Below are 11,415 nucleotides of genomic sequence, written 5' to 3' on the forward strand. Positions count from 1 at the left end.
GGCGAGGAGCAGGGGGGCTAGCCTGTGCCTCCGGGGAGGGACCGGGCGGCGGGCGCCCGATCCCTCCCCGGAGGCGGAGGCTAGGCCTCCTGGTCCTCGCGGCGACGGCTGCGGGCGATCAGGAGCGAGCCGAGGCCGAGGGCGACAGCACCTCCCGAGAGCAGCAGCCAGGAGCCGGTCTCCACTCCGGTGGAGGGGAGGCCGCCGGGGCCGGTCGGTGCGGTGATCGGCGCGGCCGTGGCGGTCGGTCCGGCCGTCGGCACGACGGTGGGCTCCGGGGTCGGCGTGGGCTCGGGGCTCACGGTCGGCTCGGGCGTCACGGTCGGCTCAGGAGTCGCCGTCGGCTCGGGGGTCGCGGTCGGCTCCGGTGAGCCGGTCGGCTCAGGAGTCGCCGTGGGCTCGGGAGTCGCGGTCGGCTCCGGCGAGCCGGTCGGCTCCGGCGTCGGCGTGGGCTCCGGGGTCCCCGGCAGCTCGACGGCGGCGCCCTCCGGCGCCACGGCGAGCAGCGCCCGGGCGACGTCGCTGAACGCTCCGACCGGGTGGTTGCGGAACACCGGCGAGGTGCCGAAGAGGAAGCCCTCGGTGCCCGACTCCGTCGAGAACGAGACGGCCGAGGCCTGCCCGGCCGCGTCGCTCCGGGACTGACCCTCGGAGTCGACCCAGTGCCCGGCGACGAACGTGCCGTCCTCCGAGTAGCTCTGCTCGACCGCGACCGACTCGTCGAAACCGGCGAACCACAGTGCCGGCGAGACGAACGCGGTGTCCTGCGGGTAGTCGCCGAGGACGCCGCCACCGGGCGTCTCGACCGAGACGATGCCGTTGGAGCCGCTGGTGCCGGTCTGCGCAGTCAGCTCGGCCAGGCCGAAGTCGGACACGAAGGCCGCTCCTGCGCCGCCGCGGCCGACGACGTCGCCGCCCGCCGCGAGGAACTCCTCGACCACGGTGCGGCCCACGGCCTGCTCCGCGGTGAAGGAGAGGGCGCGTCCCACGTAGAGCACGTCGGCGCCCTCGAGGGTCGCGGTGCCCGCGGTGAGCGCGGCCGCGTCGACGGCGACCGCGTCGGCGAAGCCGAGCTTGGCCAGCGCGTCGCGGTCCTCGTTCGCGCCGGAGTAGGCGACGCGGAGGGCGTCGAGCGCCTTCCCGTCCTCGGCGCGCACGCGGTCGGCGGTGGTCGCCGTGAAGTCGACGCCGAAGGCGGCGGCGGCTCCCTCGGCGGCCGCGAGCCCGGCGGCGTCTGCACGGAGGGCGATCGTGCCGTCCTCGAACTGCTCGAGGGCGACGCCGTCGGCCAGCAGCGCGTTGACGGCCTGGTACTCCAGGACGCCGCGCGGCTCGAAGGCGAGGTAGTCGGCGCCTGCCGGGACGGAGCCGACCGGAGCCACGGCGGTCACCGGCTCCAGGCCGACGGCCGGGAGGGCGTCGGTGGTGGAGCCGATCGCCTGCACGTCGGCGCCCCAGAGGAGCGAGAGGCTCCAGGCCGAGACGTCGTACATCTCGGGCACGCGGCTCGAGATGTCGCTGCCGTCGGCGAGGAGGACGTTGGCGAGGCCGCGGACCGACTGGTGCATGTCGACCAGGTAGGTGCCCGCGTGGTAGGAGACTCCTCCGACGCTCGTGGCGGCCGTGGTCCGCGACACCTCGACGCCGTGGGCGAGCAGCTGCGCGACGAGGGTCTCTGCGTCCGAGACGGAGCGCTGCGTGCCGTCGACGGGGATGACGTAGGCGCGCGGGTACTCGGTCGTGTAGACGTCGGTCTCGTCCCAGATCTCGGTCCACTCGGTCGGCACGCCCGCGGGCAGGTCGGCCGCGGAGACGTCGGCGGGGATCTCGATGGCGGGGGCGCCGGTGACGCCGCGCTCGAAGATGGCGACCTGGTTGCTCAGGAGCGCGTCGCGGTTGGCCTCGATGTAGTCGACGGAGGCGTCCATGACGATCCCGGCGACCTCGACGTCGATGTCCGCGTTGGCCTGGCCCTGGGCGATCTCCTCCGGAGTGCTGTTGGCCGTGCGGCCGAGCGGAAGCTCCACCGTGTTGGTGATCGCGCCCTGGAAGGCGACGTACTGCGGGGCGAAGATGGGGGGCCAGTCGTCCCAGCCCGCGCGGATGTCGCGGTAGGGGATGAGGATCTTCCCGGTGTTGTCCGTGGTGGCGCTGCCGTCCTCGGCGAGGTAGGTGTTGCCGGGCACGTCGGCCTCGACGACGCGGCGCTCGATCTCGAGCGCGGTCGCGTAGGCGTGCGGGAGGAAGAGGTCGTACTCGTAGTTCTCGCCGTGCGGCGGGCCGCAGGGCTCGACCTGGAGGATCCCGGTGTAGCCGTGGATGTCGATGAAGTACGTGGGCTGGAGCACGCTCGAGAGGTCGCGGATCACGGCCGCCTCGCTGGTGGCTCCGGTGATCATGTCGCGGTTCGGGTCGTAGCCCGCGGCGACGGCGCGCTGGCCGAGGGCGCGGCCGTCGGGGTTGTTGGTGACGGTGAAGTAGAGGCGGTTGCCCTCGAGCAGCGCCTCGGTCTCCGCGTCCTCGGCGGTGGCGACGCCCTCGATGTACTCGAGGATCGCGTCGCTGCCCTCCCACTCGTTGCCGTGGATGTTGCCGTTGAACCAGACCGGCAACTTGTAGCCGTCCATCAGGTCGGCGTCGGCGGCCGCGGCGGCGGGCTCGTACTTGAGCCGGTCGCGCCACTCGGCCTGCTGCGCCGTCTCGGCCTCGGTCTCGGGGGCGGTGACGGTGACCAGGTAGATGTCGCGGCCGAGGCCGGACTTCCCGACCACCTGGGTCGAGACCCGGTCGGAGCGGGCGGCGAGCGCGTTCAGCTGAGGCGCGATGGCGTCGTAGGGGGTGACTCCGCGCAGGAGCGAGGCGTCGGTCGGGTCGACGGGCGCCTCGGTCAGCGGGGTCTGCTGCGGGTAGCTGGTCGGCACCGCGATCGGAGCGGACGGCGGACGCACGATGTCCACGCGGGTGTAGTCGGCGGGTGCTGCGGTCGTGGCGGTCGCCGGCGGGGCGACCAGGAGGCCGCCAGCGGCGAGCGCGAGCGCGGCGCATCCGGAGGCGAGGGCGGTTCGAGATCTCAAGCGGAGTTCTTCCCTTGTCGAGGCGTGACGGAACGGATCGGGCCCCCGTCGGCGTCTGGATCTCCGAATCGGATGTGAACCCTCTCAGGAAGATAGAGGCTCCATGTTTCCGTCACGTGTCGGCCGGGTCAGCTCCGCGAGATGCCTCTTCGGTACGCCTCGCCCGGCGACTCGAGTGCCCGAGTGGCATCCGGCGAGAGGAGGAAGGAGGGCCCGGTCAGAGGAAGAGGGAGAGGACGAGCGTGGCGCCGAGCGCGAGGACGGAGGCGAGGGAGACGCCGACGGTCACGGACTTGAGGGCGCCGCGGACCGACTGGCCGAGGAAGCTCTGCAGCAGCCAGAAGGTGTTCGAGGTGACGTGGATGCAGAACAGCGCGCCGGAGCCCGCAGCGAGTGCGATCAGCAGCGGGTCGAGGCCGAGTGTCGCGGCGACCGGCGCGACGACTCCGGCCGCCGTGATCGCCGAGAGGGTGACCGAGCCGACCGCGATGTGCAGCACGGCCGCCATCACCCAGACGAGCAGCAGCGGCGCGGTCGCCGAGGTCGAGAAGTAGCCCTTCAGGATCTCGCCGAGGTCGCCCTGCGCGATCACCGCGGCGAGCGCCCCGCCGACGCCGGTGAGCAGGAAGATCTGCCCGCCGTCCTGGAAGCCCTTGGCGACCGCCTTCTCCATCCGCGCGGTTCCCACGGTCGACCGGCCGACCACTCCGGTGCCGATCACGGCGAGGAGGAGCGCGATGACGGGGTTCCCGAGGAACTGCAGCACCGGCAGCTCGATCCCGGAGACGGTGAGCACCGCCTGCGCGGCGATGAGCAGGAGGGCGAGGAGCATGGGCGCGAAGAGGAGCAGGAGCGGGCGCTCGCGGGCGGCGTGGGCGTCCTGCGCCTCGGCGGGACCCGCCGCGTCCTCGACGGACGAGCCGGACGAGCCGCCCGATGCCGCTCCGGCTCCGCTCGAGGACGCCCCGCCGCTCCCCCGCGCTCCGAACGACGGCAGCCGTCCGCCGTCCGCGGCGGGCGACGCCCCCACCGTCGCGAGCCCGGTCGTGTCGTCGCGCACGACCAGCTGCTCGTCGCGCGCCGGGTCCCAGAAGCCGAGGCGGAACGCGAGCGACATCAGCAGGATCGTGACCACGACCGTCGGCGCCACCACCGCGAATCCGCCGAGCATCATCACGCCCAGCGGCACTCCGAGCAGCCCCGCGAGCGCGACCGCGGCGAAGCCGGGCACCATCATCACGATGCCCGTCTCGAGCCCGACGGCGAAGGTCACGGCGACGATGCCGGTGCCCGCGCGCCCCAGCCGCGGCGCGATCCGGCGCGCGAGCGGGGCCGCGATCACGATCAGCGCGTCGACGAAGATCGTCTGCAGGTAGGTGGCGAAGGAGAGGCCCAGCGCGTAGGGGATCCCGCGGCGGCCGAAGACGCGCAGCAGGCCCTCGACGAGCCGGACGACGGCGCCCATCTCGTTGAGCATCGCGCCGATGAGCACGCCCCAGCCGATCAGGAGGCCCGCCTCCATCATCACCTCGCCGAAGCCGGTGGTCATCGTGGAGACGGTGTCGACGGGGCCGAGCCCGGTGAGCAGGCCGATCGCGGCGGCTCCGACGGCCAGCGCCAGCACCGGGTTGAATCGGAAGCGCACGATCGCGACGACCACCACGACGATCACGAGGGCGACGACGCCCAGGGTGTACCACTCGGGCATGACGTCCTCCTCCGCCCGCGACTGCGCGTGCCGTCACACCCTAGGGGACCGCCGCGCACCCCCTCGCCCCCGCCGGGCACGGGGCCCTAGCGTGGACGCATGGCACTGACGCTCCCCGAGCCCCGACTCCCCTCCCTCCTCGACTCCCCCGTCCTGCGCTGGGGGGTGATCGCGCCCGGCTCGATCGCAGGCTCGTTCGTCGAGGCGCTGCAGAAGCACACCCGGCAGCGCGTGGTCTCGGTGGGCTCCCGCTCGCTGGAGCGCGCGGAGCGGTTCGCGAGCCGGTTCGGGATCGAGCGGGCCTCGGCCGGCTACGAGGCCGTGGTCGAGGATCCGGAGGTCGACGTGGTCTACATCGCCTCCCCGCACTCGGAGCACGCCCGCCAGGCACTGCTCGCCATCGCCGCGGGCAAGCACATCCTGGTCGAGAAGCCGTTCGCGCCGACCCCGGGCGAGGCCGAGATGATCGTGCACGCCGCGCGCGACGCCGGAGTCTTCGCGATGGAGGCGATGTGGATGCGCTACCTGCCGCACATGGACGTCGTACGGCAGCTGCTCGCCGACGGGGCGGTCGGCGCGCCGGCCGTCGTCTCGGCCGACTTCGGCGCCGCCTTCGACTTCGACCCCTCCAGCCGCATCTTCGACCCGGCGCTCGCGGGCGGCGGCCTGCTGGACGTCGGCGTCTACGCCTCCTCCTTCGTCTCGATGGTGGCGGGCACCCCGCAGAGCACCGTCGTCGCCGGCAGCATGACCTCGACGGGCGTCGACGCGACCGCGACGATCGTCGGCAGCCACGCGCACGGGGTGCAGTCGGTGGCCACCTCGACCGTGCTGGCCGACACCCGCCACGCGGCGAGCGTCGCGGGGCGGGCGGGGCGGATCGACGTGCACCCGTCGTTCTGGACGCCGGGCGGCGTGACGCTCACCCGCGGCTCCGAGAGCGGGTTGTGGATCGACGAGACGCCGCTCCAGGGCGGCGAGGGCCTCGCCTGGGAGGCGCTGCACGTCGCGCAGTACGTGACGGAGGGGCGCACCGAGTCGCCGCTGCACCCGCTCGACGAGGTGGTCGCCGTGGTGCGGACCCTCGACGACGCGCGCCGCCGGCTGGGCGTCTCGGTGTAGGGCGGGCGGCGGGAGACCGCCGCCCCGGCCCTCAGCCCGCCAGCAGCTCGACGCGGAAGCTCGTGCGCCCCGGCTCGGACGCGACGAGGACGCGCCCGCCGTGGGCGTCGACGACCGCCGCCACGATCGCCAGGCCCAGCCCCGTCGATCCGGTCGTGCGCGCTCGGGAGGAGTCGCCGCGGGCGAAGCGCTCGAACAGCACCGGCACCAGCTCCGGCGCGATGCCCGGGCCGGAATCGGTGACCGTCACGACCGCGATCGGCCGCCCCTCCGACACCTCCTCGGCGAGCGCCGCCACGACCCGGGTGCCGGGGGGCGTGTGCACGGTCGCGTTCCGCAGCAGATTGGCGACCACCTGGTGCAGCCGGAAGCCGTCGCCGCGGATCTCGATCGGCTCCTCGGGGAGCTCGAGGTCCCACTCGTGGTCGGGGCCCGCGGCGTGCGCGTCCGACAGCGCCTCGATCACGAGCAGCGTCAGGTCGACGGGCTCCTTCTCGAGGTCGCGGCCCTCGTCGAGGCGGGCGAGCAGGAGGAGGTCCTCGACCAGCGAGGTCATCCGGGTGGCGGCGGACTCGATCCGATCGAGGGAGTAGGCCGCCGACTCCGGCAGCTCGGTCCCGCCGCGCCGGGGCAGCTCCGCGTAGCCGCGGATCGCCGCGAGGGGGGTCCGCAGCTCGTGCGAGGCGTCGGCGACGAACTGCCGCACCTTGTCCTCGCTCGCCTGCCGCGACTCCAGAGCACCGGTGACGTGGTCGAGCATGCGGTTGAAGGCGGCGCCGACGCGGCCGACCTCGGTGCGGGTGTCGGCGTCCTCCTCCGGGACCCGCTCGACCAGCTCGACGGCGCCGCGGTCCAGCGGCAGCTCGGCCACGCGGGTCGCCGTCGCCTCCACCCGCTCCAGGGGCCGCAGGGCCACGCGGATGATCGCGGTGGCGACGAGGGCGACCAGCAGCATCGCCAGCAGCACCACCACGACGACCACCCAGGTGAGGGAGGCGAGCGTCTCGGCGACCTCGCCCAGGGGGACGCCGACGACGACGACGGAGCCCTCGACCGCCGCCGCGCGCACGCGGTAGGTCCCGAGGCTCCCGGGCAGCTCGATGGTCGCCTCCTCGCCCCCTGCGGCGACGGCCGCCGCGAGCACCGAGTCGGCCGGGTCCGAGAACTGCCGGCAGACCCCGTCGGCGTCGACGTAGGCGCCGATGAAGGAGCCGTCCGAGCCCTGGACGGCGGTGATGGTGCTGAGGTTCTGGCTCGGGCCGCCGCCGAAGGATCCGCTCGGGCAGGTCGTGGCCTGCTCGATCGCGCTCGACCCGCCGAAGCGGCTCGGCCCGTCGAAGTCCTGGAGGCGCGTGACCGACTGGCTGAGCGACGCGTCCGTGCTGCCGTAGAGGATCGAGCGGGCGGAGAGCACGCTGACCGCTCCCACGACGCCCGCCGTCACCGCGACGAGCGCGACCACGGCGACGACCATCCGCCGCCGCAGAGTCCACGGCGCGCGCCGGCCGCGGCGGGAGCTGCGGAGGGCGGAGCGGGTCGCGAAGTCGCCGAGCGACGGGCGGCCGGTGCGGCTCACTGGTCGGCGGGCTTCAGGAGGTAGCCGGCGCCGCGCACGGTGTGGATCATCGGCGAGCGGCCGGCGTCGATCTTCTTGCGCAGGTACGAGATGTAGATCTCGACCACGCTCGACTTGCCGCCGAAGTCGTAGGACCAGACCCGGTCGAGGATCTGGGCCTTGCTGAGCACGCGGCGCGGATTGCGCATCAGGAAGCGCAGCAGCTCGAACTCGGTGGCGGTCAGCTCGATCTCGTCGCCGCCCCGGCGGACCTCGTGGCTGTCCTCGTTCAGCACCAGGTCCCCCACGACGACCTCGGGGTCGTCCGCGTCGTTGGCGAGCAGGGTGCTGCGGCGGATGAGGCCGCGCATCCGGGCGACCAGCTCCTCGAGGGAGAAGGGCTTGGTGACGTAGTCGTCGCCGCCGGCGGTGAGCCCGGCGATCCGGTCGTCGAGCGCGTCCTTCGCGGTGAGGAAGAGGACCGGGGTCTCGCTGCCGTCCGCGCGGACCCGCTGCAGGACCTGGAGGCCGTCGATGTCGGGGAGCATCACGTCGAGCACGATCACGTCGGGCCGGAACTCGCGGGTGATCGTGATCGCGGCGCGGCCCTCGGCGGCGGTGCGCACCTCCCAGCCCTCGTAGCGCAGAGCCATCTGGAGCAGGTCGGTGAGGGTGCTCTCGTCGTCGACGACGAGGACGCGGATCGGCGTCCCGTCGGCCCGCTTCAGGCGGGTGCGCTGCGCGGGGGCGAGGTGCTTCGAGGGGGCCGGGGTGCTCATGACTCCAGTATCGGGAGTTCCCTATGGATCGGCTATGACCGGCCGATGCCGTCGCTGTGCGCTCCCGATGCGTCCTCCGCGGGATCGGCGTCGAGCTCCTCCGGAGCGATCGCCGCGGTGCGCGCATAGCCGCGGACCCGCCGGTCGATGAAGGTCGCCGCCCAGAGCAGGACGCCGATCACGAGCAGCACCCCCGCGATCCCGTACTGGGCCGTGTCGCGTCCCGAGGTGATCGGCAGCACCAGGTAGACGCAGGCGATCGTGCCCAGCACCGGCAGCACGGTGGGGGTCCGGAAGTGACGGTGCTCGACCGGCTGCCGGCGCAGCACCAGCACGGAGACGTTGACGACGGCGAAGACCGCCAGCAGGAGGAGCGACGTGGTCCCGCCCAGGAGCACCGCGATGGGGTCGGAGGGGTCGCGAGACACGTAGGCGGTGAGGAGCAGGGCGATCACCGTCGTGAAGAGGATCGCCGCCCACGGCGTGCGCCGTCCGCGCAGCACGTTCTGCAGGAACGGCGGCAGCACGCCCTGTCGGCTCATCCCGTAGAGCAGGCGGCTGGCCATCATCATGTTGATCAGCGCGCTGTTGGCCACGGCGAAGAGCGAGATGAAGGGCAGGAGCGTCGAGATCGGGAAGTCGGGCGCCGCGGCCTCGACGACCGTGACGAGCGGAGTGTCGTTGCCGGCCAGCTCCCCCACGGGGACGATCGCGACGGCGAGCGTGGATACGAGCACGTAGACCACGGCGGTGATGCCGAGACCCGTGAGCATCACGCGCGGGAAGATGCGGCTGGGCTCCTTCGTCTCCTCCGCCATGTTCACGGAGTCCTCGAATCCGACCATCGCGAAGAACGCCAGCGAGGTCGCGGTGCTCACCGCGAGCAGCAGCGACTTGTCCTCCGGCGCCTCGAACGCGACCACCCGCGAGAAGTCGGCCTGCCCGCCGAACACCGCGAAGAAGCACACGAAGATCACCAGCAGCAGGCCCGAGAGCTCGATCAGGGTGAGCACCACGTTCAGCCCGACGCTCTCGGCGACACCGCGCAGGTTCACCAGGGCGATGCAGACCATGAACACCAGCGCGATGCTCAGCCGCGTCCCCGCGCCGTCCCCGAGCCCGAAGCCGATCGCGAAGTTGCTCGCGAAGGCGCCCGAGGCGGCGGAGGCCGAGGTGATCCCGCTCGCCATCACGGTGAAGCAGACGAGGAACGTGACGAAGTGGATCCCGAACGCCTTGTGCGCGTAGAGCGCGGCGCCCGCCGCCTGCGGGTACTTCGTCACCAGCTCCAGGTAGGAGCAGGCGGTGAGCGTGGCGACGACGAACGCGATCACGAAGGGGAGCCACGCGGCCCCGCCCACCTCGGCCGCGACCTGCCCGGTGAGGGCGTAGATCCCGGTGCCGAGGATGTCGCCGACCACGAACAGCAGCAGCAGCTTGGGGCCGAGCACGCGCTTGAGCTCGGGCGGGGCGGACGTCTCTCTCGTGGCGGTCATCGTCGGCCCCTCCCGTTGCGGATGAGCGCGAGCCTACGACCGCGGGCACCGCCCCGGGAAGAGCGGGCGCCCGGAGAGCAGGAGCCGACGACACCCACCACTCTGCCGTCGCGCCGTGCGCAGCGCAGCCTCCACCTCGCCGGCGGGAGGCTGCGCGAGGCCGGCTGACCGGATGCTGCCACGGCCGGAGCCTGCCCGGACGTCCCGTGGGCCCCCGACCCTCCGCCCCGCGCGGAGCCGGGGGTCCGCCGCATGTCCGGATGCTGCCGTGCCCGGATGCTGATCTGGTGCCGCCGACGGGCCTCCGCGAGGCTCGGAGGACCACGACGAGAGGACGCACCATGACCGCCACTGCACCCGCCGCCACCCCGCACCTCGGCCCCGTCGCCGCCGGAGGCGCCCTCGCCTGGGCCGCGCTGTCCGCGCTGCTCCTGCTCGGGGAGCCGCACCCCGCGGCGGTCCTCCTGCTCGTGCTCGCCGCCGCCGCCGCGACCTCGCTGAGCGTCGTCGCCGTCGCCCGCCGGCAGCCCCCCGCCCGCCGTACCGGAGTCGTGATCGGTCTCCTCGCCCCCCTCCTCGCGAACGCCGGTCTCACTCCGCTCGCCGCGCTGGTCGGCCCGGCCGTGTTCGGAGCGGTAGCGCTGGTCCTCGCCGGTGAGCTCGCCGTCGTCGCGGTTCTCGCGCGGCGGCGCTGAGTGCGCGCCTCCTACACTCGGGAGGGTCGGGAGAACGGGGGGCCGCCGGTGCTGAGCGAGAACGCGATCGCGCTGTACCTGCACGCGTCCGTGCGCGGAGACTGGTCGCTCGAGAGCGCGTCGGACGAGCTCGGCGTCACCGTCGACGGCCTCCGCGAGGCGCGCGACGAGCTGATCGGGCTCCGGCTGCTCGCTCCGCTGCACGCGGGGGCGGAGTCGCTCGCCACGGCCGCACCGGACATCGCCCTGGCCGAGCTGATCGCCGAGGACGAGCGGCGCCTCCTCGAGCTGCAGACCGGGATCACCCGCCGCCGCAGCGAGCTGATGGCCCTCGTCCCCGCCTACCGGAGCGCCCGCAGCGCCCTCGCCGCCGCGGAGCAGGTGGAGGTGATCGAGGACCCGGCGACCGTCCTCCGGCTGCTCCTCGACCTGCAGCGCGGAGCCTCGGAGGAGGTGCTGATCGCCGCTCCCGGCACCAGCAGCGTGGAGCGGCACGAGGCGAGCGACGCCGTCGACCGCGAGCTGCTCGGGCGCGGCATCGCGAGGCGGACGCTGTACCACGACCGCCGCCGCGACAACGCGGCTCTCCGGCGCTCGGTCGCGGAGCTCGAGCCGCTGGGCGCGCGGTTCCGGACCCTCCCGACGCTGCCCTTCCGGCTGGTGGTCTTCGACCGCTCGCTCGCGATCGTCGCCCGCTCCCGCGACGAGGACGACCGCGCCGCCCTGGTCGTCCGCTCCCCCGAGCTCGCGGCGACCCTGGCGCGCGTGTTCGACGCGGCGTGGGAGTTCGCAGCGCCCCTGCAGGCGGCAGGTGCCGAGGAGGAGCCCTCCCTCTCCGCGGTGCAGCGGTCGATCCTGCAGGGCCTCGCCGCCGGGCTCACCGACGAGGCGCTCGCGGCACGGCTGGACCTCAGCGTGCGCACCTGCCGTCGGCACATCGCCGGTCTCTTCGATCTGCTCGGCGCCGAGAGCCGCTTCCAGGCGGG

At 73.6% G+C, this 11,415-nt stretch carries 8 protein-coding genes; 3 read left to right on the plus strand and 5 right to left on the minus strand.

All coding sequences use genetic code 11. The features are described from left to right. Positions 1 to 80: 80 nt before the first annotated feature. Complete coding sequence (locus C5C56_RS16840; RefSeq protein WP_104319974.1) at positions 81 to 3,074, minus strand: M14 family zinc carboxypeptidase; 2,994 nt, start codon at positions 3,072 to 3,074, stop codon at positions 81 to 83. Positions 3,075 to 3,291: 217 nt separating this feature from the next. Continuing rightward, positions 3,292 to 4,782, minus strand: a complete 1,491-nt coding sequence (locus C5C56_RS16845) for a GntP family permease (protein WP_104272776.1) — start codon at positions 4,780 to 4,782, stop codon at positions 3,292 to 3,294. 99 nt (positions 4,783 to 4,881) lie between these two features. On the opposite strand from C5C56_RS16845, the gene C5C56_RS16850 reads away from it, so the two are divergent. Next, positions 4,882 to 5,904, plus strand: a complete 1,023-nt coding sequence (locus C5C56_RS16850) for a Gfo/Idh/MocA family protein (RefSeq protein WP_104272777.1) — start codon at positions 4,882 to 4,884, stop codon at positions 5,902 to 5,904. Between the two features lie 31 nt (positions 5,905 to 5,935). Here C5C56_RS16850 and C5C56_RS16855 read toward each other — a convergent pair whose 3' ends face one another. The 3 genes from C5C56_RS16855 to C5C56_RS16865 are packed head-to-tail and all read right to left on the minus strand — an operon-like array spanning position 5,936 to position 9,734. Next, the gene (locus C5C56_RS16855) at positions 5,936 to 7,480 is read right to left on the minus strand and encodes a cell wall metabolism sensor histidine kinase WalK (RefSeq protein WP_219813916.1); all 1,545 of its coding nucleotides are present in this window, start codon (positions 7,478 to 7,480) and stop codon (positions 5,936 to 5,938) included. Beyond that, a complete protein-coding gene (locus tag C5C56_RS16860; protein WP_104223650.1) occupies positions 7,477 to 8,238 on the minus strand; it encodes a response regulator transcription factor in 762 nt (253 codons plus the stop codon). Before C5C56_RS16860 ends, C5C56_RS16855 begins: the two co-directional genes overlap by 4 nt. A 32-nt stretch (positions 8,239 to 8,270) precedes the next feature. Then, complete coding sequence (locus C5C56_RS16865; protein WP_104247764.1) at positions 8,271 to 9,734, minus strand: APC family permease; 1,464 nt, start codon at positions 9,732 to 9,734, stop codon at positions 8,271 to 8,273. 341 nt (positions 9,735 to 10,075) lie between these two features. On the opposite strand from C5C56_RS16865, the gene C5C56_RS16870 reads away from it, so the two are divergent. Then, positions 10,076 to 10,429 (plus strand): hypothetical protein, encoded by a 354-nt coding sequence (locus tag C5C56_RS16870; RefSeq protein WP_104309885.1) that lies wholly within the window; start codon positions 10,076 to 10,078, stop codon positions 10,427 to 10,429. A 48-nt stretch (positions 10,430 to 10,477) separates the two neighbouring features. Then, positions 10,478 to 11,415: LuxR C-terminal-related transcriptional regulator (locus C5C56_RS16875; protein ID WP_104319975.1), on the plus strand; the 938-nt coding region annotated here is incomplete at its 3' end.

The sequence above is a fragment of the Rathayibacter sp. AY1D1 genome (assembly GCF_002932635.1).
Lineage (GTDB): Bacteria > Actinomycetota > Actinomycetes > Actinomycetales > Microbacteriaceae > Rathayibacter.

Bases quoted from the DNA above. Each gene is read 5' to 3' on its own strand.
- C5C56_RS16850 (WP_104272777.1), top strand. From the start codon at position 4,882: ATGGCACTGACGCTCCCCGAGCCCCGACTCCCCTCCCTCCTCGACTCC.
- C5C56_RS16845 (WP_104272776.1), bottom strand. From the start codon at position 4,782: ATGCCCGAGTGGTACACCCTGGGCGTCGTCGCCCTCGTGATCGTCGTG.
- C5C56_RS16860 (WP_104223650.1), bottom strand. From the start codon at position 8,238: ATGAGCACCCCGGCCCCCTCGAAGCACCTCGCCCCCGCGCAGCGCACC.
- C5C56_RS16870 (WP_104309885.1), top strand. From the start codon at position 10,076: ATGACCGCCACTGCACCCGCCGCCACCCCGCACCTCGGCCCCGTCGCC.
- C5C56_RS16865 (WP_104247764.1), bottom strand. From the start codon at position 9,734: ATGACCGCCACGAGAGAGACGTCCGCCCCGCCCGAGCTCAAGCGCGTG.